This is a genomic window from Dactylosporangium sp. CS-033363 (genome assembly GCF_050942475.1).
Taxonomy (GTDB): domain Bacteria; phylum Actinomycetota; class Actinomycetes; order Mycobacteriales; family Micromonosporaceae; genus Dactylosporangium.
Genome location: NZ_CP192032.1, coordinates 8,563,634 through 8,584,250, shown reverse-complemented (window position 1 = coordinate 8,584,250; position 20,617 = coordinate 8,563,634). Strand labels below are relative to the sequence as shown.

The 20,617-nt window shown below is 73.1% G+C and carries 21 protein-coding genes; 13 read left to right on the top strand and 8 right to left on the bottom strand.

The features are described from left to right. Positions 1-172 precede the first annotated feature (172 nt). From ACQPZ4_RS39465 to ACQPZ4_RS39455, 3 genes are read left to right on the top strand one after another with little or no spacing between them, the layout of a single operon-like run. The gene (locus ACQPZ4_RS39465) at positions 173-1,633 is read left to right on the top strand and encodes an APC family permease (protein ID WP_433047927.1); all 1,461 of its coding nucleotides are present in this window, start codon (positions 173-175) and stop codon (positions 1,631-1,633) included. After that, on the top strand, positions 1,626-2,507 hold the full coding sequence (locus tag ACQPZ4_RS39460) for a hypothetical protein (RefSeq protein WP_433047924.1): 882 nt from the start codon (positions 1,626-1,628) through the stop codon (positions 2,505-2,507). The genes ACQPZ4_RS39465 and ACQPZ4_RS39460 overlap by 8 nt, the downstream gene beginning before the upstream one ends. Further along, positions 2,504-3,712 (top strand): histidine decarboxylase, encoded by a 1,209-nt coding sequence (locus tag ACQPZ4_RS39455; protein ID WP_433047921.1) that lies wholly within the window; start codon positions 2,504-2,506, stop codon positions 3,710-3,712. The genes ACQPZ4_RS39460 and ACQPZ4_RS39455 overlap by 4 nt, the downstream gene beginning before the upstream one ends. A gap of 3 nt (positions 3,713-3,715) precedes the next feature. On the opposite strand, the gene ACQPZ4_RS39450 is transcribed toward ACQPZ4_RS39455, so the two are convergent. After that, entirely contained in the window at positions 3,716-3,985 is a 270-nt protein-coding gene (locus tag ACQPZ4_RS39450) for a hypothetical protein (protein WP_433047918.1), read from the bottom strand. A 429-nt stretch (positions 3,986-4,414) separates the two neighbouring features. Here ACQPZ4_RS39450 and ACQPZ4_RS39445 point away from each other — a divergent pair, with 429 nt between their 5' ends. Continuing rightward, entirely contained in the window at positions 4,415-4,735 is a 321-nt protein-coding gene (locus ACQPZ4_RS39445) for an STAS domain-containing protein (protein WP_433047915.1), read from the top strand. Between the two features lie 38 nt (positions 4,736-4,773). Continuing rightward, entirely contained in the window at positions 4,774-5,097 is a 324-nt protein-coding gene (locus tag ACQPZ4_RS39440; RefSeq protein WP_433047912.1) for a protease inhibitor I42 family protein, read from the top strand. 4 nt (positions 5,098-5,101) lie between these two features. Here the strand turns inward: ACQPZ4_RS39440 and ACQPZ4_RS39435 are convergent, their stop codons facing one another. The 7 genes from ACQPZ4_RS39435 to ACQPZ4_RS39405 form a co-directional block, all read right to left on the bottom strand. Then, entirely contained in the window at positions 5,102-5,551 is a 450-nt protein-coding gene (locus ACQPZ4_RS39435) for a hypothetical protein (protein WP_433047909.1), read from the bottom strand. A gap of 17 nt (positions 5,552-5,568) precedes the next feature. Further along, on the bottom strand, positions 5,569-6,681 hold the full coding sequence (locus tag ACQPZ4_RS39430) for a C1 family peptidase (protein ID WP_433047906.1): 1,113 nt from the start codon (positions 6,679-6,681) through the stop codon (positions 5,569-5,571). A 222-nt stretch (positions 6,682-6,903) separates the two neighbouring features. After that, positions 6,904-7,671 (bottom strand): ABC transporter ATP-binding protein, encoded by a 768-nt coding sequence (locus ACQPZ4_RS39425; protein WP_433047903.1) that lies wholly within the window; start codon positions 7,669-7,671, stop codon positions 6,904-6,906. Positions 7,672-7,687: 16 nt separating this feature from the next. Next, positions 7,688-8,464: an ABC transporter permease gene (locus ACQPZ4_RS39420; RefSeq protein ID WP_433047900.1), complete on the bottom strand. Its 777-nt coding sequence runs from the start codon at positions 8,462-8,464 to the stop codon at positions 7,688-7,690. Further along, the gene (locus ACQPZ4_RS39415; RefSeq protein WP_433047897.1) at positions 8,457-9,266 is read right to left on the bottom strand and encodes a class I SAM-dependent methyltransferase; all 810 of its coding nucleotides are present in this window, start codon (positions 9,264-9,266) and stop codon (positions 8,457-8,459) included. Before ACQPZ4_RS39415 ends, ACQPZ4_RS39420 begins: the two co-directional genes overlap by 8 nt. A 3-nt stretch (positions 9,267-9,269) precedes the next feature. Further along, complete coding sequence (locus ACQPZ4_RS39410) at positions 9,270-10,289, bottom strand: ABC transporter substrate-binding protein (protein WP_433047894.1); 1,020 nt, start codon at positions 10,287-10,289, stop codon at positions 9,270-9,272. A gap of 36 nt (positions 10,290-10,325) precedes the next feature. Then, complete coding sequence (locus ACQPZ4_RS39405) at positions 10,326-11,453, bottom strand: ABC transporter substrate-binding protein (protein WP_433066832.1); 1,128 nt, start codon at positions 11,451-11,453, stop codon at positions 10,326-10,328. 271 nt (positions 11,454-11,724) lie between these two features. Between ACQPZ4_RS39405 and ACQPZ4_RS39400 the strand changes: the two genes are divergently transcribed. The 8 genes from ACQPZ4_RS39400 (at position 11,725) to ACQPZ4_RS39365 (ending at position 20,594) form a co-directional block, all read left to right on the top strand. Beyond that, positions 11,725-14,208 carry a sensor histidine kinase gene (locus ACQPZ4_RS39400; protein ID WP_433047891.1) on the top strand — a complete coding sequence of 828 codons (2,484 nt, stop codon included), beginning with the start codon at positions 11,725-11,727 and terminating at the stop codon, positions 14,206-14,208. Then, positions 14,205-14,612, top strand: a complete 408-nt coding sequence (locus tag ACQPZ4_RS39395; protein WP_433047888.1) for a roadblock/LC7 domain-containing protein — start codon at positions 14,205-14,207, stop codon at positions 14,610-14,612. Before ACQPZ4_RS39400 ends, ACQPZ4_RS39395 begins: the two co-directional genes overlap by 4 nt. 6 nt (positions 14,613-14,618) lie before the next feature. Beyond that, positions 14,619-14,969 (top strand): DUF742 domain-containing protein, encoded by a 351-nt coding sequence (locus ACQPZ4_RS39390; RefSeq protein ID WP_433047885.1) that lies wholly within the window; start codon positions 14,619-14,621, stop codon positions 14,967-14,969. 225 nt (positions 14,970-15,194) lie between these two features. Then, entirely contained in the window at positions 15,195-16,286 is a 1,092-nt protein-coding gene (locus tag ACQPZ4_RS39385) for a HesA/MoeB/ThiF family protein (protein ID WP_433047882.1), read from the top strand. Further along, complete coding sequence (locus ACQPZ4_RS39380; RefSeq protein WP_433047879.1) at positions 16,283-17,455, top strand: hypothetical protein; 1,173 nt, start codon at positions 16,283-16,285, stop codon at positions 17,453-17,455. Before ACQPZ4_RS39385 ends, ACQPZ4_RS39380 begins: the two co-directional genes overlap by 4 nt. A gap of 131 nt (positions 17,456-17,586) precedes the next feature. Continuing rightward, on the top strand, positions 17,587-18,837 hold the full coding sequence (gene mycP, locus ACQPZ4_RS39375) for a type VII secretion-associated serine protease mycosin (RefSeq protein ID WP_433047876.1): 1,251 nt from the start codon (positions 17,587-17,589) through the stop codon (positions 18,835-18,837). Between the two features lie 153 nt (positions 18,838-18,990). Continuing rightward, positions 18,991-19,398 (top strand): hypothetical protein, encoded by a 408-nt coding sequence (locus ACQPZ4_RS39370; RefSeq protein WP_433047873.1) that lies wholly within the window; start codon positions 18,991-18,993, stop codon positions 19,396-19,398. Continuing rightward, entirely contained in the window at positions 19,398-20,594 is a 1,197-nt protein-coding gene (locus ACQPZ4_RS39365; RefSeq protein ID WP_433047870.1) for a WXG100 family type VII secretion target, read from the top strand. The genes ACQPZ4_RS39370 and ACQPZ4_RS39365 overlap by 1 nt, the downstream gene beginning before the upstream one ends. The last annotated feature ends 23 nt before the right edge of the window (positions 20,595-20,617 follow it).

The window sequence follows — 20,617 nt, the reverse complement described above, 5'->3', positions numbered from 1 at the left end:
GGTGGTCCGGCCGAGATCCACACCGATACACTTCGCAGCGACATTTATCACATTGACTGTTGTGGTCCGAACGACTTCGGCCTCAGCCGGCAGAAGCTGGAGAACGCGCCGCGATGCGTCCCCCCGTGACACCTGTGCCCGCCTGCCTTTTGACCACTGTGGACGGTGGCCGGTGACGACGCAGGGACTGACCCGCCGGAAGATGAGCGGCGGCGGTGTGTGGCTCTTTCAGGTCGGCGCGAGCTCGCCGATGGCGGTGCTGGCCGGCGGTATCGTCGCGACCTACGCGGCCACCGGACTCGTCGCCACCCCGCTGACCTTCCCGCTGCTGGGCATCATGCTCGGGCTGCTCGCGGTCGGATACGTGGCCATGTCGCGCGCCGTGCCGCACGCCGCGCCGGCCTACGCGCTGCTCGCCCACGCCTTCGGGCCGATGTCCGGGCTCGTGGGCGGGGCGCTCGCCCTGGTCTTCTACTCCGCGATCCAGATGAGTCTGTACGGCCTGATCGGCGTCACCATCGCCGGCCTGATCGGCGGCTCGTGGCTGCTGTGGGCCGCGGTGATCTGGCTGATCGTCGCCATCTGCGGGCTGCTGCACGTGTCGCTGTCCGCGTTCGTCGTCGGCACCGTGCTCTGCATCGAGCTCGCCGTCATCACGCTGTTCGACATCGCCAGCTTCACCCACCCGTTCAACGACGCCATCACCGCCGCGCCGATCGACGTCAGCGGGCTGTGGGCGCCCGGCATCGGCGGTGCGTTCGCGCTCGGCATCGCGGCATTCATCGGCTTCGACACCGCCCCCGCGTACTCCGAGGAGGTCCGCACCAGCCGCAGCATCGGCCGCGCGACCCTCGCCGCGGTCGTGTTCATGGCGCTGTTCTACGGGCTGTCGGCGTGGGCCCTGGCCGTGGCCGTCGGCGACCAGCAGATCGCCGCGACCGCCGCCAACCCGGACTCGGGCCTGCCGTTCGCGCTGTTCGACCAGTGGTACGGCAGCGGCCTGAGCCTGCTCGCGACGCTCCTGCTGGTCACCAGCGTGACGGTGGCGATGCTGTCGTTCCACAACACGATCGCGCGGTACCTCTTCGCCATGGCCCGCGAGGGCGTGCTGCCCGGCTGGCTGGCCCGCACCGGCACCAGCGGCCGGGCCCAGGGCGCGCCGACCGGCGGCTCGCTCGTGCAGAGCGTCTCGGCGCTGGTCGTCGTCGGCCTGTTCGCCGCGGCCGGGGCGGACCCGATCGGCGTCATCTTCACGTGGCTGTCCGCGGCCGGCGCGGTGGGCATCCTGGTGATGCTGGTGCTCATCTCGATCGGCGCGATCCGCTACTACCGCAAGGGCGGCGGCAGTACCGAGGGACTGTTCGTCACCACCGTGCTGCCCTCGCTCGGCGTGATCGGCGGCGTGGGCGTCCTGGCCATCATGGTGTCGCACCTGTCGTCGCTGCTGCAGATCGCCGACGACTCCCCGCTGCAGGCGATCCTGCCGGCGGCGGTGGTGCTCACCGTCATCGCCGGCGTGGTGTGGGGCTTCGTGCTGCGCGCCGGGAAGGCCCCCGTGCTCGCCGAGGTCGGCAAGGGCCGCCCGGACCCCTTGCGGGTCCTCGATCAGCGCCTGCAGGACCTCGATGTCTGACCCGCGCACGACCATGCAGAACGACTGGGAGCCGAACCCGCCATCGTCCTCCTCGGTGCCCTGGTGGGCGATCGAGCGCACCAGCGAGGTCCCGCCCTCCTACCAGGGCTACGCGGCCGAGCCGGAGCCGGAGCCCGCACCGGCGCCGCGGCACATGCGCAGCGTGCCGAGCGAGCCGGTGGCGCCGCCGCCCGCCGCGCCGAGCGTGGACATCACGCCGACCTACCGGGGCGCGGTCGTGGCCCGGCTGCGGCGCTTCTCGTTCCTGCACGCCCGGCACGCGTGGGAGCGGCGCCGGCGCGACCCGCTCGCCCCGCACGGCGTGGCCCTGTTCTACAGCGAACCGAGCGGCCGCCTGTACGACCAGCTGCGCACCGCCACCCGCATCTTCCTCGCCGACGACGAGGCGGCGTCGCTCCCGCACCTGCTGTACGGGCTGGCCCAGCACGCGCGGGAGGGGTACTCCGCGGATCCGCGGTTCGACCCGCGCACCTCCATGTGCAACAAGACCGACTCGATGTCGTACGAGGCGGTGTTCGCCGGCATCGGGGTGGTCACGCTCGACACGCCCTACGGCGACTGGGTCACCGCCCAGCGCACCGCGCGCAGCGAGGCCGACCTGCCGGGCCGCTGCTACGCCCGGCTCATCGACGGCACCATGCTGGTCCTCGACCGCGGCGGGGAGCTGCAGTTCAACGCGCTCACCGTGGACTGCTCGGTGCGGGACGGGAACACGCAGTACGGCACCCCGAGCATGCACTGGCGCTGGAACCCGGCCCTCGCCGAGACGCCCGAGTCGGACCCGATCTACCACGTGTGGCGGTGGATGGGCGAGATCGGGCGGATCGTCGACCATGGATCGCGGCCCCGATGACACCCGGGTTGCCGTCGCCGGGTGACCCGACGGTCGCGGGCCGGCTGGAGCAGTTGCACGCCGACCTGCTGCAGCACCGCGACTACGACCTCGGGTACCCCGGCGCCACCGACCTTCCCGACATGAGCGCCCTGGCGCCGTTCGAGCGCCTGCTGCTCAACAACGTCGGGCACCCGTTCGCCCCCGGCGGGGCGTACCGGATGCACACCAAGCACCTCGAGTACGAGGTGATCGGCTTCCTCGCCGACCTGTTCGACGCGCCGCTGGACAACCGGCACGGGTATGTGACGACCGGGAGTACCGAGAGCACGCACTGGGCCCTGTGGCAGGCCCGCCGGCAGCTGGCCGCGGCCACCGTCTACTGCTCGGCGGCCGCGCACTACAGCGTGGCCAAGGCGGCCGAGCTGCTGCGCATGCGCCTGCACGTGGTGCCGACCGACGAGCGCGGGGAGATGCGCTACGACCTGCTGTACGCGGCGGTGGCGCGGGACGGCCGCAACCGCCGCGGGACGGGCGTGATCGTGGTGGCGTCGATCGGTACCACGATGACGGAGGCGATCGACGACGTGGGCCGCATCGGCCGCGTGCTGGATGCGGCCGGAGTCGACGCCGCCCGCCGCTGGATCCACGCGGACGCCGCCCTCGCCGGCGTGCCACTCGCCCTCGACGACCCGCCCGGCCGCGCCGCCTTCACCTTCGCCGACGGGGCCCACAGCGTGGCCGTGAGCGGCCACAAGTTCCTGGCTGTCCCGTTCCCCTGCGGGGTGGTGGTCGCCCTCGCGGACCGCCATACGGGCCGGGGCGACATCACGTACACCGCCGCCCCGGACAGCACCATCACCGGCTCGCGCTCCGGGCACGCGCCGCTGTGGTTCTGGTACCTCCTGCGCCACTGGGGCCCGGCCGGCCTGCGCGCCCGCGCGGAGAGCGCCCGCGCCCTGGCCCGCTACACCGAGCAGCAGCTGCGCGGCATCGGCTGGCCGGCCTGGCGCGCGCAGCCGCGGGCCTTCACGGTGGTCTTCCCGCGCCCGCCCCAGCCGCTGCTGGACCGCTGGCCGCTGGCGACCGACGAGCGCGGCAATGCCCACGCGGTCCTGATGCCGGGCGTCCCCCGCGAGCGGGTCGACCGCTTCGTGGCCGACCTGAGCGCCGCCCTCACCGCCTCCACCGGCGTCGGCCTCGTCCCGGACGCGCTCGCGAGCTGAGGCTCACTCGTCCAGCCAGGTGATGGTGCGCCGCTCCGGCTTCGGGGCCAGCGGGTTGAACAGCGGCTTCGGCGCCGGCCTGATGACGGGCGGTTCCGGCGGTGGCGGTGCCTCCGGAGGGTCGTTGCACCACGGAGCCGCCGTCTCGTACTCGAACCCGTCCACCGGCACCGCCTCCACCCGGATCGCGGTCACGGCCGGCGCCGGCGTGCGCAGCGGCCGGAGCGAGAGCTGCGGCGCGTTGGCAGGCGCCGGCGGCGGAGCGTGCGGCACCGGCGGAGCGTGCGGCACCGGCGGCGCTGGTGCCACCGTCGGCGTGAACCAGGACGGCGGCGCGGGCGGCGGTGGCCGATCCGGCGGCGGTGCCGGAGGTTCGGGCGAGTGGCGCGGCGGTGCCGGAGGTTCGGGCGCGTGGCGCGGTGGTGCGGGTGGTCTCGAGGTGTGGGGCGGCGGCGCTGGGCGGGTGAAGACGCCCGAGGCGGTCTCGCGGCTGGCGTAGTGCTCGCCGTGCTGCCTGGGGCTCTCCCGGGACGTGTCTGCGTGTTGCTTGGAGCGGACCACGCGCGGCACCTCCTCGCGTCGATGGTCTGGCGTGAGGCGTGGCTGTCATGGTGTACGGAATCCGGCCGCATCGGGATCAGTCCCGGTTTGCCGTTTTCGGGCGTCGGGTACACGCAGGGTCACACGCCCGGAGGTGGTGCCGTGAAGCAGCAGATGGTCGTGATCCACCTGGACGACGCCTCGCTCGTCTGGCTGTCCGGGGTCGTCGGAGCCTCGCTCGCCCCGGCGCTGTACGACGTGCTGCGCGAGCTCGTCGAGCAGCAGCTCAAGCCCGTCATGGTCGACTGTACCGACGTCGCCGCGCTCGACGACGGGGTCGTGTCGGTGCTGGCCGCGGCCAGCATGCAGGCCGCCCGGCGGGGCGGGATCGACCTGCGGCTGCCGCGCGGGCGCTGCCATCTCGTCAAGGACGCCACCGCGGTCCGGCATGCCATCAGTGCCGCGTACCCGGCCGCGGCGTGAGCCGAGCTTTCCGGGCGCACGGGCGTAGACTCATCGACGTGGCTGACGTTGCGGTGGCCATCGGCCCCGGCAGCACCGCCGAGACGGTCTCGATCGCGCAGGGCGACCGGGTGGTGGTCCGTGCGGGCGAGACGCCGACGACCGGGTACCGCTGGCAGTTCGATCTGCCCGGCGACCTGCTGAGCGTGGAGTCCGACGAGTACCGGCCCGGCGGTGCGGCCCCGGGTGCCGCGGGGGAGCGCGTGGTCGCGCTGCACGCCACCCGCCCCGGCCACGGCACCCTCACGCTGCGCCTGGCCCGCGCCTGGGAGGGCGAGCCGGCGCGGACGGTGCGCGTCGAGGTCACCGTCCGCGGCGACTAACAGATCACCACAGGTAGATCTCGTAGACCATGCCGTCGGCCTCCTCGCGGAAGGTGATCGGCCGCTGGGTCTGCCGGGCCTGCGCGGCCAGCGTGACCAGGGCGGTGAACGCCCAGTCCCGCCCGTTGTAGAGCTTGCGCCAGCCCAGGTCCTTCACGTGCATCCAGGCGTTGCGCGGCTCGGAGATGGACCAGGTCGCGGTCACCGTCTGGTTGCTGCGCCAGGTCGCCGTCACCGCGTCGGCCGCGACCGTCTGCGCGCCCGCCACCGTCGGCGGGAGCAGCGTCGGGCGGGCCGTCTCGATCGCCGGCGGGGCCTGGGTCTTGGCCGCCACCTCGGCGGGGGAGAAGGCCTTCGGCTCGGTGAAGCCCTTCTGCTCCACGGTGGTCGCGCCGCTCTTCGGCGGGGTCCGGCTGGGGCCCTCGCCCGCGATGGGCTCGCTGCTGGTGGTCATCGATCCTCCTCCTTCGCTCACCAGGCGTAGATCTGCTGGATGGCCCCGGCGTCCTCGAACAGGCCGACCGGCTGCCGCACGGCCTTGGAGGCGGAGAGCTCCAGGAGCATCGCCTCGTCGGTGACGGCGGTGTTGCCGTCGAGCCTGAGCCAGCCGCGGCCGGCCCCGTAGGCCCAGGCGTTGGCGTCGTACTCGTTGCTCCACAGCCCCAGGATCAGCTGGTCCGGCAGCCAGGCGCGGACGTTCACGCCCTCGATGCCGACGGTCTGGTAGCCCTCGATGCGGCACTCGCCGTACGCGATGCGGAAGAAGCCGCCCGCACCCCAGCCGTTGCCCCAGCTGTTCTTGGCGATCCAGCAGCCCTGCGCATCGTCGTACCCGACGAGGCATACGCAGTGCCCGCCGGCGTAGGCCCCGGTGAGGTGCCGGTAGATGCCGCCGCCGTAGCTGAAGAAGTCCTGGTACACGTCGAAGCAGGCGCCGATCGAGCCGTACGTGGAGATGTACCGCTTCATCTCGGCGGCGTTGTTGTTGAGCAGCTTCCAGGCCGTGATCTTGGCGAGCCGGTTGGGCCAGTCGGAGTTGAGCCGGCTGCTGTCCTGGTCGCCCGGGGTGTAGGGGAAGTAGTCCTCGAAGGTCACCCCGATGTCGCGGGACGCGTTGCACGCCTGGTCCGGCCACCAGCCGCTGGAACAGGTGGCGCCGGCGTTGCGGCCGTGCGTGTAGAACAGGTGCGCCTCGGACAGGTCGATCGCCAGTCCCGAGGTGCCGGTGGTGAAGCGGCGGACGTGCTCCATCGCGGCCACGGTGGCGAAGGAGACGCACGAGCCGCAGGAGAGCTGGTCCTTCACCGGCGTCGTGAAGTCGACGCCGTTGACGTTGCGCAGGTCGAACGCGACCGGCGCGCCGACGGACTCGGCGACCGCCGAGCGCACCATCGCCGCGCGTTCGTCCTTGGCCTCCTCGAGGCGGTCGACGTCGAGCCCCGGCGTGGGCGGCACTCCGAGACGCCGGACGCGCTCCGCCTCGGTGAGCGCGGTCATCGACGTGTAGGAGATCCGCCACGGTTCGCCGGACTGGTCGAGCACGGCACGGACCTGGTTGAGGTCGAGAGATTCGTTGACGGGCATCGGCTTTCCCCCCCATCCGGGTCGTCATTGACCTCCCGAACCATCCTCGTGGCTCAATGTCAAGTCAACGTCGCGCTCGGTGATCACCGGCGGGCGGATCTGGCACGCCAAATCGCGGCTCACACGTATCAGGGCAGACAACTGCAACGACGTCTGAGCTGCGGAAACTGATCGTGGAGGGGTTAACCGTGCGGTACCGCAGAATCGGCCGCTCGGGGGAACTCACACGGGTGACGGCTCGTGCGTGTGCAGGAGATCGGTCAGCTCGGCCACGTGGGCGGCGACGTCGGTCAGGTGCGCGTTGTGCCCGAACGAGCGGGGCCGCGGGATGTCGACGGCGATGACCCGCTGGACGCGGCCCGGGCGGTTGCTCAGCACGGCGACCCGGTCGGCCAGCAGCACCGCCTCCTGGATCGAGTGGGTGACGAAGATCGTGGTCGGGCGCAGCTCCATGTGCACCTCCTGCAGCTGCCCGGCGAGCTCCTCGCGGGTCAGCGCGTCGAGGGCGGAGAACGGCTCGTCCATGAGCAGCACGCTCGGGCGCTGGATGAGGGCCCGGCACAGCGCGACCCGCTGCTGCATGCCGCCGGAGAGCTCGTGCGGCAGCCGGCGGTGGAAGCCGGCCAGGCCGACCGCGTCGAGCTGGGCGCGGGCGCGGTCCCGGTCGGGCTCGCGGACCCGGCCGCGGATCTCCAGCGGCAGCAGCACGTTGGCGAGCACCGAGCGCCACGGCAGCAGGGCCGGGCGCTGGAACATCAGCGCCACGTCGGGCCGCGGGCCGGTGACCGGCGCGCCGCCGATCGCGACCCGGCCCGCGCTCGGGCGCAGCAGCCCGGCCACGAGCCGCAGCAGGGTCGACTTGCCGCAGCCGGACCGCCCGATGACGGCCAGGAACTCGCCGGCCGCCGCGCCGAGGTCGATCGCGCGCAGCGCCTCCACGTCGCCGGACCGGGTCCGGAACGTCCGCGACACGCCTGCCAGCTCGATCATGCGGTACCTCCCGGCCTCACGCGGTGATCGCCCGCGCCCAGGGCAGCAGCAGCCGCTCCAGGCCCACGACGAGGTAGAACAGCACGATGCTCAGGATCGCCAGGAGCGTGATGGCGGCGAACGCGAGCGGGGTGTCCAGCGAGCTGCCGGACAGTACGACGACGGCCCCGAGCCCGCCGTTGGGGCTGCTGATCTCGGCCACCACCGCGCCGATCACGGCCAGCGAGATGCCGAGCTTGAGCCCGACGAACACCTGCGGCAGCGCCCAGGGCAGGCGGACCTTGAGGTACGCCTGCCACCACGACGCCGAGAGCGAGGTCGCGAGCTCGCCGAGGTCGGCCGGGGTCGACGACAGCCCGGCGGCGGCCGACACCACGATCGGGAAGAAGCTGATCAGCACGATCATCACGATCTTCGGGGCCGGTCCGTACCCGAGCCACACGATCAGCAGCGGCGCGAGCGCGACCTTGGGGATCGAGTTGAGCGCGACGAGCAGCGGCAGGGTGGCCCGCTCGACGGTGCTGGACATGGTCAGCAGCATCGCGATGAGCAGCCCGGCGGCCAGCGCGATCAGGAACCCCGCCAGCGTCTCCTGCAGCGTCGCCCAGGCCTCCGTGAGCAGGTACTCCGGCTGGGCCCGGAACGACGCCACCACGTCCGGGGGCGAGGGCAGGAAGAACGAGCGGATGCCGAACACCGCGGTCGCGCCCCACCACAGGCCGACCGCGACCGCTGCCCCGGCGAGGGGCAGGGCCAGGCCGGTCCACCGGGGCGCGGCGCGCTGTTCAGGCATGGCGGCCGATCGTGGAGTACATGAAGTGGCTGCGCACGACGAGGCGCGGGTCGCGCACAGCGGAGTACAACCGCTGGATCTTCTCCTCGGTGAACCCGGCCGCGATGAAGTCGTCGCGCAGCTGGGCCACGTTGACCGCGAGCAGGACGGCGCCGGGGCTGCCGCCGGGCCAGGAGGCGGCGTTGACCTCGGTGTCGACGTCGGTCAGCCCGTGCGCCAGCATCGTCGCGTGCACCCGCGCGGCCCAGGTCGGGTCGTTGCCGCGGGCCGGCAGCACCCGGTTCACGAGGGTGTCGCGGTACTCCTCGATCAGCGCCGCCATCGCCTCGTCCGGCGCGGCCAGGCACAGCCGGCCGAACTCCGTCGCCCAGTCCTCGATCACCAGCGCGCCGCCGGGAGCCAGGGCGGCCACCAGCCGGGCGACCACCTCCTCGCGCTGCGGGATGTGCAGCAGGACCATCCGGGCGTGGATGACGTCCCACGGCCCGTCCGGCACCGGCTCCGACACCAGGTCGTGGCGCAGCACCCGGAACCCGGCGCCGGTCGGCAGGTGCCGCACGTTGAGGTCGGTGGCCAGGACGTCGCCGCCCGGTCCCGCCAGCTCGGCCAGCCGGCGGGCGACGCTGCCGCCGCCCGCACCCACCTCCAGGCAGCGCTTGCCGGTCAGGTCGCCGAGCGCGCCGAGCCGCGCGAACGTGTGCGGGTCGAGGATGTCCGAGAGGTGGCTGTGCCGGCCGACGGACTCCGGGTCGTCGTTGTCGAAGGAGTACCGCGACGGCCCCGGCTCGGTCGAAGTGGTCATCGTTCAGGCCTTCGGGGTCAGGGAGAAGTCCACGACGGAGTCCGGGGTCAGGCCGGCCGGGATGAGCTCGGAGGCCTGCAGCGTGGCGATGGCCCGGGCGACCCGCTCCTGCTCCATCACGCCCAGCCCGCTGCCGGAGGTGACATAGGGCTTCATCAGCGTGATCTCGCCGACGGCGGCGGTGACGTCGGCGGCCGGCTGGGCCTTCTTGAGGATCTGCGCGGCCTCGTCCGGGTGCTCGATCGTGTACTGCAGGCCCTTGAGTGCGGCGTCGCGGAACCGCTTGGCGAGGTCCGGGTTCTCCTTGGCGATCTTCGCGGTGGTGATGAGGCCGTTGCCGTACAGGTCGCCGAGGTACTTGCTGTAGGGCAGGACCACGGTCTTCTTGCCGCCGGCCGCCTTCTCGATGCCCTTGACGCCGATCAGGAACGTGCTCAGCGCCTGCACCTGCCCGCCGGCCAGCAGCGCCGGGAGCTGGGCGGGCTGCGCGTTGACCCACTGGATCTTGGTGGCGTCGATGCCGGCCAGCTTGGCGTAGCCGGGGAACAGCAGCTGGTTCACCGAGCCGGTGGCCGCGCCGAGCTTCTTGCCCTCCAGGTCCTTGGGCGCGCTGATGCCGGAGCCGTCCAGCGCGACGATCGACACCAGGGTCTGCTGGTGGATCGCGGCGATGGTGCGGAAGTCCTTGTACTCGCCCTTGCCCGCGAGAATCCACGCCCCGATGAGGTCGAGCTGGGCGAACTGGGCCTGCCCGGACGCGAGGCCCTTGAGGTTCTCGCCGGTGGCCGCGCCGAGCTGGATGTTGACGTCGATCCCGGCCTCCTTGAACCACCCCTTCTCCTGGGCGACGAAGGCGAACGCGTCGCGGCCGACCGCGCCGAATGCCGTCAGATACGTGACCTTGTCCAGCGGCTTCTCGCCGCCGGCGGCCGCGGACTCCGGCTTGGAATCCGACGAGCACCCGGCCGCGCCGATCAAGAAAACGGTAAGTGCCGAAACCAGGAATGCGCGGTACCGTCTCACTGCCTGACCCCCAAATCAGTGGTGTGGAAAGCTGGTCTAGCCGAGCAGGCGCCACCGGCCGCCGCGCGCCTCGAGCATCGCCAGGGATTGCGGTGTGAGGCCGGAATGATTGTCGGGCGTAAATCGAATGGAGCCGCTCAGGCCGTCCGCCTGTACGGTTTCCAGGCGGGCTCGCAGGGTCGCGCCGTCGATCGAGCCGGACTGGGCGGCCGCATTCGCGATGAGCTGCAGGGCGTCCGCCGCGAACGAGGCGTGCCCGTGATAGGTGCCGTAGCGCGACGTGTAGTCCTGGAACCACTGCCGCCGCGCCGCCTTCGCGGGCGTCGTGGCGATCACGTCGTCGATGGCCAGGGTGGGCGTGAAGACCAGCGCGGTGGCGTCGGCGCCGAACTGCTCGCCGAGGAAGAGCTCGCCCGCCGCGACCGCGTCGAGGTAGACCTGGCCGTGGTAGCCGGCCGCGCGGACCGCTCCGACCGCGAGGGCCGCCTGGACCGGGTAGCCGTAGACCACCACCGCGTCCGGGCCGCCGGTCAGCGCCGCGCGGGCCGCCTTGCTCAGGTCGGACTCGCCGAGCGCGTACTGCCCGCGGCCCACCACCTTCGCCCCGATCTTGCCCGCCTCGCGGGTCAGGGCGTCGGCGCCGGACCGGCCGTAGGCGTCGTCGGCCGCGAGCAGCCCGACCTTGCGCTGCCCGGCCCGGCCCAGCTCGCCGACCAGCAGCGACGCGTCGTCGTCGGCCCCCGGGGCCAGCCGGAACACGTAGCGGCGCTCGGCCGGCGGCGCGATGACGTCGGCGACCGGCGTCAGCGCGATCGTCGGCACCCGCCGCTCGTCGATCACCTTGGCCGCCCCGCTCGCGCAGTCGGCGCACGTCCCGGTGATGATCGCGGTCACCGCCGGGTCCGCCGCGAAGGCGGTGATCTGGGTCAGCGCGGTCGCCGGGTCGCCCCGGTTGTCCTGCACCTTCACGCTGAGCTTCCGCCCGCCGAGCAGCCCGCTCGCATTGATCTGTTCGGCGCGCAGTTCGAGTGCCCGTTGATAGGCGACACCGATGTCGGAGGCCCCGCCGGAAAGTTCCAAACTGGCCGCCACGAGGATGTCCGGGCGGTCGTTGGCATTCGCCACTGTGCATGCACCCAGGGCCAATGCCGGCACCGCCGTCATCGCCGCGAGAAAGCGCCGGCGTCGCAAGTCGATTCCCCTCGATCGATTCGGCGGTGCATTCGGATGCACACCTTGCCAACTCGTACGGAGGGGGTCAAGAGGGTCTTTAATACGCGCCGCGGTTGCGATTACCCAGTCCCCGCATATTGATCTACTCAGTGGCACCGAGAGGGTTCCCGTGGTGCGGCCATTCATGGTGGAATGCCGTGTCCTGCGCCGTCGCATCCGCCGGGACGTCATAGGCGACCACGAGCACGCGGAGGCTTTGCGCATGCCCGGATCGAAGAGGCCGGCCGGCGGGTGGCGGTTTCGCGCACCCCGGCTGGCCAACGCCCGCATCCGCTCCAAGCTCGGCCTGATCCTGCTCGTCCCGCTGCTGGCCATCGTCACCCTGGCCGCGCTGCGCCTGCACGACGCGAGCGCCCGGGCCGGCGACGCGGACGCGGTCGGCGCGCTGACCCGGCTCTCGGCCGACGTCTCCGCGCTCGCCCAGGAGGTGCACCTCGAGCGGATGGCCGCCGCCGCGCTGCTGTCCTCGCCCGACGCCAAGGCCGAGGCGTACAACCGGCAGATCGTGCGGACCGACGCCGCGATCGCCGGCTACGTCGAGCGCCGCGACGCGCTCGGCGGCGCCCCGGCCGGCGTGCGGGACCGGCTGAACCGCATCGACGACCAGCTCGACGTGCTCGCGGCGATCCGCAAGGACGTCGGCACCCGGCAGGGAATCTCGGTGGCCGAGGTGCTGCTGCGCTACGGCGTCGTCGCCGACGACCTCGTCTCGTACCGCGAGGCCGTGGCCCAGGTCCGCACCGACCAGACCCTCGCCGACGAGCTGCGCGCGGCCGCGGCGTTCTCCAAGGCCAAGGCGCTCGTCTCGGAGCAGGAGGCGGTCAGCTTCGCCGCGCTCAAGACCGGCTCGCTCGACGCCCACCAGCTCGCCGCGCTGCTGGCCACGCTCACCGGCCAGCAGGAGGCGTTCGTCGCGTTCTCGCTGTCGGCCACCGTGCCCCAGCGCCGCATCGTCGAGGCGGCCATCGCCGGCGACGCGACCCAGATGGCCGACGACCTCACCAGCACCCTGCAGCGCTCGGTCGGCCAACCGGCCACTGTGGACGCCGACGACGCCGTGGCCGTGTTCGGCGCGGTGAACGACCTGATGCGCTGGACCGAGGCCCGCCTCGACGAGCAGCTGGTGGGGGACGCGGCGGCGATCGGCAGCGGGGTACGCCGGCAGGTCGTCCTGGAGTCCGCCGTGCTCTTCGCGGTGCTGGCCCTGGTGGCCGGCCTGGCCGTGGTCACCGCCCGCTCGATGGTCCGCTCGCTGCGCCGGCTGCGGCTGACCGCGCTCGAGGTGGCCGAGCACGACCTGCCCGAGCTGGTGCTGCGGCTGCGCGACGCCCGGACCATGGACGAGCGCTCCCCGCAGGACATCGCCGACCAGGTCCGCGGCCCGGCCGGGTTCGACAGCCGCGACGAGATCGGCGAGGTGGTGCGCGCGTTCGACACCGTGCACCGCGAGGCGGTCCGGGTCGCGGCCGAGCAGGCGGTGCTGCGCAACAGCGTCTCGGCGATGTTCCTCAGCCTGGCCCGGCGCAGCCAGACCCTGGTCGACCGGATGATCGGCCAGCTCGACCGGATCGAGCGCGGCGAGGAGGACCCGAAGCGGCTGGCCCAGCTGTTCCAGCTCGACCACCTCGCCACCCGGATGCGCCGCAACGACGAGAACGTGCTGGTGCTCGCCGGGGCCGACACCGCGCCGCCGCGGCGGCAGGACGCGCCGCTGGTGGACGCGATCCGGGCCGCGCAGTCGGAGATCGAGCTGTACGAGCGGGTCGAGTTCGCCGAGGTCGACGGCGGGGTGTTCGTCGCGGCGCCGGCCGTCAACGACGTGGTGCGGCTGCTCGCCGAGCTGCTGGACAACGCGACCCGGTTCTCGCCGCCGCACGCGCCGGTGCTGGTGTCGGGGCTGCGGCTCGGCGACCGCACGATGGTGCGGATCGAGGACCGGGGGATCGGGATCGCGCCCGAGTCGCTGCCGGGGTTCAACCGGCGGCTGGCCGAGCCGGCGCCGGTCGACGCCGGGGCGTTCCGGCTGATGGGGATCGCGGTGGTCGGGCGGCTCGCGGCGCGGCACCGGATCGTCGTGCGGCTGGGGGAGAACCCGGGCGGGGGTACCGTCGCGGAGGTCATGCTGCCCGCGGACGCGCTCGTGCTGCGGCCCGAGGAGCGGCGTGCCGCTCTTCCGCAGCGCCCGCGGGTTTCGCATGCGCCGTCGCTCCTGCCGGCCTCGGCTCCGGTTTCCGCGCCCGGTCCCGCGCCGGCCGCGGAGGAGGACGACACGACCGAGTTGCCGATCTTCCGGTCGGTCGAGGAGACGTGGTTCCACGAGCGCGGGCACAGCGTGATGACCGGGTCGCGGCCGTCCGCGCCGCGCCCGGCTGCCGCGAACGGCAACGGCACGGGGAACGGGAACGCGGGCATGTGGCGGACGCGGGCCGATGCGGGGTGGCGCGCCGCGGCGGCCGCGCAGGAGCCGCGCATCGAGGCGCGCACCGATTCCGGGCTGCCCGTCCGCTCGCCCCAGGCCCAGCTCGTGCCCGGCGGCGTGCCCGAGCGGCCGGCCAAGCTCAAGCGCCCGAGCGCGGAGGAACTGCGCGGGCTTTTGTCGTCGTACCAACGGGGAGTCCAGCGCGGACGCCAGGCCGGCGGCGCCGTGCCCGGCCCCGCCCAGCCGACGGAGGAGAAGCGCGGATGACGGGTCCGGGGGCACTGGAGAGCCTGAGCTGGCTGCTGGACAGCTTCGCCCGGCCGCTGGAGGGGGTGGCGCACGTCATCGCCGTCTCGTCCGACGGGCTGCTGCTGGCGGCCACCGGGGACCTGCCGCCGGACCGGGCCGAGCAGCTCGCGTCGATCACGGCCGGGCTGGTCAGCCTCACCGACGGTGCCGCGCGGCACTTCGAGGGCGGGCGGGTGCGGCAGACGATCGTGCACATGGAGGCCGGGTACCTGATCCTCATGGCGATCAGCGACGGCTCCTCACTGGTGGTGCTGGCCGCGCGGGCGTGCGATGTGGGGCACGTCGGGTACGAGATGGCCTTGCTCGTGGAAAGGGTCGGCAAGTCGCTGGTCGCACCGCCGCGCGAGAGCGTCGCCGGGTAGCGCGGCATGGTGCACGGCGAGGAGGATCCGCGGGGGGCGCTCGTGCGTCCTTACGCCGTGACCAAGGGCCGCACGGAGCCCGCGCACGAGATCGCGATCGAGGCCCTGATGCTGACCATGCGGCGGGGGATCGAGGCGAGCCGGTACGCCGGGCGCGACCAACGCCTCATCGCGAACCTCTGCACGGACCGCCCGCAGTCGCTGGCCGAGATCGCGGCGAGCCTGCGCGTGCCGCTCGGGGTGGCCCGCGTCCTCGTCGCCGACATGATCACCGACGGCCTGCTGACCCTGCACGAGCCGGTCGAGGCCGAGGACAGCCTCCTGGAGCGCGTCCTGATCGGCCTGCGCAACCTCTGAGCTGGGCGCCTATCACCGCGCTACGGCCGTAGTAGGCCCATCGCAGCGTTTTCGCAGCGGCCCCGGCCACGCTGGAGGTCGTCGAGCGGAGGAGGTGACGGGGATGAAGATCGAAATCCGCACGGTGGAGTCGGTGAAGTCGACCGGGAACTCGCACTGCTGATCTGACGGGAGCGGCCGTCCGGGGGCTTCCGGGCGGCCGTCCGCTGTGGGGGGACATCGACGATGCGAATCGGCCTGAAGCAGTGTGCGTGGGAGCGGTCGGGCGACGGGCTGCTGCTGGTGTGCGACCCCAGCCGCGCGATCGAGCTCGGCGACCCCGAGGGGCAGGTGGAGCGGCTGCTCACCGTCCTGCGCGACCACCCCGGCACCGCCGGCGAGCTGCGCGCGGCCCTGGCCGCCGACGGCGTCGAGGTCACCCCGGACGAGCTGGCGGACGCCCTGGCCGCCCTCGACGGCCTGCGGATCCTGTGCGATCCGGACCGCTCGGCCGACCGGGAGAGCGCCGGGCGCGACTTCAGCAACCTCGCCTTCTTCGACCTGTTCGCCTCGCTGGAGCGCAGCGACGCCGACCTGCTGGCCCGCGTCCGGGGCGCGCACGTGCTGCAGCTCGGGGCCGGCGGGCTGGGCTCCAACGTCCTGCAGAGCCTGGCCGGGCTCGGCGTCGGGCGGATCACCATCCTGGACGACGACGTGGTCGAGCCGCGGAACCTGGCCCGGCAGTTCCTGTACCGCGAAGCCGACCTCGGCACCCCCAAGGTCGAGCGCGCCGCCGCGTGGGTCCGCGCCGCCAACCCCGCCATCGACGTGCGCACCGTCCGGCGCTGGATCGGCGGCCCGGCCGACCTCGCCGACCTCCTGCCCGGCGTCGACGTCGTCGTGTCCGGCATCGACCAGGGCGAGCACATCGACGCCTGGGTCAACGCGGCGTGCGTGGCCGCCGGCGTCCCACACGTCCGCGGCGGCATGACCGGATCCCAGCTCATCTACTACTCCGTCGACCCGGGCCGCAGCGCGTGCGTGGCGTGCCGCGTCCGTGCGTACGGCGACGGCCGCGGCGCCGAGGCCACGGCCCTGGCTCCGGCCGCGGTGACGGCCCAGCGCCTCAGCGCGCGCGTGCCGAGCCTCAACCGCGCCAACGGCCCGGCCGCGGCGCTGGTCGGCTCGCTGGTCGCGTTCGAGGCGCTGCGGTACCTGACCGGCTACGAGCCGCCGTACGTGGCCGGCGCCGAGGTCCTGATCGACATCGCCGGCGGCTGCACCCAGCGCCGCGAGGCGTGGCCGCGCGACCCCGCCTGCCCGGTGTGCGCGCCGTGACCGCCACACTGCGCCTGCGCCCGCTCTCGGTCGTCGAGGAGGGCGACGAGGTCCTGATCGGCGACCCGGAGCGCGGCACGTTCGTCGCCGTCCCGCCGGTCGGGGGCGTGGTGGTGCGCGCCCTGCTCGACGGCGCGACCCTGGACGAGGCGGCTGCCCGCGCGGCCGAGTTCGCCGGTGAGCCGGTGGATCTGGCCGACTTCGTGACCGCCCTGACCGACCTGGGCTTCGTCGAAACTGCGGACGCGGCACCGGTACTCCCGGCGACCGCCCCGGTCCAGCAACGCGGATGGACGGGCGGGCCGCCGCCGGCCCTCGTCCGCCCGCTGTTCTCGGCCGCGGCGTGGTGCGGGTACGCCGCGGCCGCCGCGTTCGCCGTCGCCTGTTTCGCGCTCCGGCCCGACCTGTGGCCGCGCCCGAGCGACGTGCTGTCGACGACCGGCGAGCTGGGGACTTCGCTGCTGATCCTGCTGCCGATCGGGTACGCCCTGGTCGCCCTGCACGAGGTGGGGCACTGGCTGGCCGCGCGGGCCCTGGGGCTGCGCAGCCGCTTCGGCGTCGACCGGCGGCTGTTCTTCCTGGTCTTCGAGACCGACCTGTCCCAGCTGTGGAGCGTCCCGCGCCGGCGCCGCTACGGGCCGCAGCTCGCCGGCCTGGCCGTGGACGGGGTGGTGCTGGCGGTCCTGCTGGGCGTACAGCTGGCGGCGGGTCCGGTGGTTCCCGTGCCGGCGATGGTGTACGCCGTGGTCGCCGGCATGCTCTGGCAGTGCATGGTGTTCCTGCGCACCGACCTGTACGGCGTGCTGGTCACCGCCACCGGCTGCCACGACCTCTGGCGGGTGTCGTCCCTGCTGCTGCGCCGCGCTGCTGGCCGCCTCGATGCCGCGGGGCAGGCCGAACTGGCCGCGGCGGCCCCGCGCGACGTGCGGGTGGGATCGTGGTTCCGCTGGGTCCGCCTGGTGGGGTACCCCCTGGCCGCGGCGTACCTCGCGCTGTACTACGGGCCGCTGCTGGTGGACGTGGGGCGATGGGCGCTTCTCGGCTTCGCGGGCGGGGCGGGCACCGTGCGGTTCTGGTGGGGCCTGCTGGTCGCCCTGCTGGCGTACGCCCCGGTGGTGGCGGCGGCGTGGTTCGGCTTGTCAGCGCTGCGCCGGCGCCCTCCTGCTTGAGGCTGCCGGCCAGGGACACGCCGTTGTTCAGCCGCTCGACGATCCTCGCACGAGGCGGGTCACGCATCGAGGGGCGTGCCGGTACGCTTTCGGGCGTGCGGCGCGCCTCTGTGTTGACGGTTGTCACTGCCATGGTGCTGGTGGTGGCCGGTTCGGCGGCGCCCGCGTTCGCCGGGCCCGCGCTGCTGTACGCGGCCAACAACTGCGGGCAGTCGCGCTCCGATCAGCTCACCGAGACGCCGTGGCCGCTGTTGCGGCTGCAGCCGGGGAACGCCTGGCAGCTCTCGCGCGGCGGCGGGGTCACCGTGGCCGTCATCGACTCCGGGGTGTCCGACCAGCATCCCAAGCTCGCCGGGAAGGTGCTCGCCGGGAAGGACTACACGCAGGGAGGGACCGATCCGACGTGCGACGCGGTCGGGCACGGGACCGTGGTCGCCGCGATCATTGCCGGGAAGGACTCGCCCGACGCGACGTTCTCCGGGATCGCGCCGGACGCGAAGATCCTGCCGCTGCGGGTGCTGGCCGGGAAGAACACGAACGATCCGCGGGAGCCGGCGATCGTGGCGCAGGCGATCCGGGACGCGGTCGCGGCCAACGTGCAGGTGATCAACCTCTCGCTGCAGATTCGCAACCCCACGCAGGAGCTGGCCGACGCGGTGAGGTCGGCGATCGACCACAAGATCGTGGTGGTGGCCGCGGCCGGGAACGAGGGCGGCGGGGCCAACGACGGGCAGCCGATCTTCCCGGCCGCCTATCCCGGCGTCATCGCGGTCGCCGGGGTGGATCGGCAGGACCAGCGGGTGAGCACGTCGAGCACCGGGGAGTACGTCGACGTGGCGGCCCCGGGCATGGAGATCATCGGGCCGGCGCCGCGGGGCGGGGGCTACGGGCTGCTCGAGGAGGGCGGGACCAGTTTCGCGGCCGCGTACGTGTCCGGGGTGGCCGCGCTGATCAGGGCGTACAACCCGGATCTGACCGCGACCGAGGTCTCCGACCGGATCCGCAGCACGGCCGACCACCCGCCGCAGGGGCACAACGAGCAGGTCGGGTACGGCGTGGTCAACCCCTACCAGGCGGTCGCGGCGGTGTTCCGCACCGTGCGCACCCCGGGACCGGCGGCCACGGGGCAGCTGGCCGCGCCGGCGGATCGGGTCGACGCGGATGCCGCGGTACGGCGCGTCGGCGGTGCCGTCGCCGCGGGCCTGCTGCTGGTCGCGGTGCTCATCCTGATCGCGGCGCCGGTGCTGCGCCGCGGGCGGGCCAGGCAGTGGCGGGCCGGGCGGTCCGCGAAGGACGCCGGGAAGGCCGGGCCGGGCGGCGGGTTCACCCCCGTCGTCGGCAAGACCATGAGCATCACCAACCGGTCGGCGCGGCAGCGATGATATTTTTCCCGGTCAATGCCAAGGGGTCGTCGATGGATGGCCCGGCTGCGTTAAGGTGCAGGGCAACCGGCTGACGGTCACGGGGGAGGGGCTGCGATGAGCGGAGACGACGGCGTCCAGAGGGTGCTTCGCCCGATAACGCCCGATACTGGGGTGCCGACACAGGTCGACATCAAGTCGCTCGAGGGCGCCATTCCGTGGCTGGAGGGCCTGAAGCAGTACGTCCAGGACCACCTGATCATGCAGACCGGCGCGATGAGCCTGACGAAGAACCAGGGCGACCTGTACTTCGGCGGCGTCGACAGCGCGCAGCTGGTCTACAACAAGCACAACCGGTACGTGGACACGGTCATCGCGTCCTACCGGGACATCGCGCACGCCCTCGACGCCGCGGTCAAGGCCACCGAGTCGATCGTGAAGAACTACAAGGACGCCGAGCACAACAACACCCTCAACGTGCAGGCGGTGGAGAAGGCCTTCAACGAGGGCTCGCAGGGCGGCAGCGGCACCGGCACCTCCACCACGGCCGTCACCAGCCCGGCGCAGGACGGGAGCTTCTGATGGCCGACTGGGAGGAAATGGTCACCAAGGTCTGCGTGGCCGGCCGGCCCGGCGCGATCGACGTGCTCGACGGGCAGTGGGGCGCGATCTACCGCAACGCCCAGACCCTGGCCGACAGCCTGCGCGACGGCATCCACGACCTGAAGCAGAGCTGGAAGGGCGAGGCGGCCGAGGACTACTTCGCCAAGCTGGAGAAGATCGCCAAGACGATCGAGGAGACCGCGTCCAAGAACAGCGGGGTCCGGCCGATGCTGCAGTCGGCCAAGGACAAGCTCCAGTGGGCGCAGGACAACATGCCGGTGCCGGAGTACATGCTGAACGAGGTCCAGGGCCGGGCCGCCGAGCTCGACGCGGCCAACGGGATCTTCGCCTACGGCGTGCTGACCGGCGGGGCCGTCTCCGGCCAGCCGTACATGAGCGTCGCCCTGCAGTCCGGCATGTTCAAGAACGGCTTCATGGACACCCTCGGCAACATCGCCCGGGAGACCCTCGGCCACGTCACCTCGCAGGTCGGGGACTGGATCTTCGGGTACACCAAGGAGGCCGAGGACTACTACAACGGCGTCGACAACGCCTACAACCAGTCCTCGGTGACGACGGCCAACCCCGAGCCCGTGACGACCGGCATCACCACCCGGGGCGCGGACTTCCCCGGCGGCACCACCTTCCCGGGCGGGGGCGGCGGCGCGGGCGTGGGCGGCCTCGGCAGCGACCCGTTCAAGTCCAGCGCCTTCGACCCCAACGCGCACGCGGGCGACGTCGGCGCGTTCGACCCCACCGCCGGCACGGGCACCGGGTTCGACCCGGGCGGCGCCGGCGGCTTCGACCCGAACGCCGACCCGCTGAGCAGCCTGGCCGGCGCCGGTGGCGGCGGGCTCGGCGACCTGGGCACCGGCGGCGGAGGCCTGGGCGGGGTCGGCGGCGGCATGGGCGGCCTCGGGGCCGGGGCCGGCGCGGGTCTGGGCGGCACCACCGCGGGCCGGCCGGTCGGCGGGCCGTCGATGCCGATGGGCCTGGGCGGGATGCCCGGGGCGGCCGGGCGGGGCAACGCCGGCCGGGGCCGCAGCGGGATGATGCCCGGCGGCGGCCACGGCGCGGGCGCGCACGCCCCCGAGGACGAGCGCGGCACCTGGCTGACCGAGGACGAGGATCCGTGGGGCGGCGACACCGACGCCGCGCCGACCGTGCTGGGCTGACGTGAGCGATTGCGAAGTGGACG

Bases quoted from the DNA above. Each gene is read 5' to 3' on its own strand.
- ACQPZ4_RS39390 (WP_433047885.1), top strand. From the start codon at position 14,619: ATGGTGCACGGCGAGGAGGATCCGCGGGGGGCGCTCGTGCGTCCTTAC.
- ACQPZ4_RS39385 (WP_433047882.1), top strand. From the start codon at position 15,195: ATGCGAATCGGCCTGAAGCAGTGTGCGTGGGAGCGGTCGGGCGACGGG.
- ACQPZ4_RS39420 (WP_433047900.1), bottom strand. From the start codon at position 8,464: ATGCCTGAACAGCGCGCCGCGCCCCGGTGGACCGGCCTGGCCCTGCCC.
- ACQPZ4_RS39430 (WP_433047906.1), bottom strand. From the start codon at position 6,681: ATGCCCGTCAACGAATCTCTCGACCTCAACCAGGTCCGTGCCGTGCTC.
- ACQPZ4_RS39455 (WP_433047921.1), top strand. From the start codon at position 2,504: ATGACACCCGGGTTGCCGTCGCCGGGTGACCCGACGGTCGCGGGCCGG.
- ACQPZ4_RS39365 (WP_433047870.1), top strand. From the start codon at position 19,398: ATGGCCGACTGGGAGGAAATGGTCACCAAGGTCTGCGTGGCCGGCCGG.
- ACQPZ4_RS39405 (WP_433066832.1), bottom strand. From the start codon at position 11,453: ATGACGGCGGTGCCGGCATTGGCCCTGGGTGCATGCACAGTGGCGAAT.
- ACQPZ4_RS39400 (WP_433047891.1), top strand. From the start codon at position 11,725: ATGCCCGGATCGAAGAGGCCGGCCGGCGGGTGGCGGTTTCGCGCACCC.
- ACQPZ4_RS39425 (WP_433047903.1), bottom strand. From the start codon at position 7,671: ATGATCGAGCTGGCAGGCGTGTCGCGGACGTTCCGGACCCGGTCCGGC.
- ACQPZ4_RS39395 (WP_433047888.1), top strand. From the start codon at position 14,205: ATGACGGGTCCGGGGGCACTGGAGAGCCTGAGCTGGCTGCTGGACAGC.
- mycP (WP_433047876.1), top strand. From the start codon at position 17,587: ATGGTGCTGGTGGTGGCCGGTTCGGCGGCGCCCGCGTTCGCCGGGCCC.
- ACQPZ4_RS39460 (WP_433047924.1), top strand. From the start codon at position 1,626: ATGTCTGACCCGCGCACGACCATGCAGAACGACTGGGAGCCGAACCCG.
- ACQPZ4_RS39415 (WP_433047897.1), bottom strand. From the start codon at position 9,266: ATGACCACTTCGACCGAGCCGGGGCCGTCGCGGTACTCCTTCGACAAC.
- ACQPZ4_RS39435 (WP_433047909.1), bottom strand. From the start codon at position 5,551: ATGACCACCAGCAGCGAGCCCATCGCGGGCGAGGGCCCCAGCCGGACC.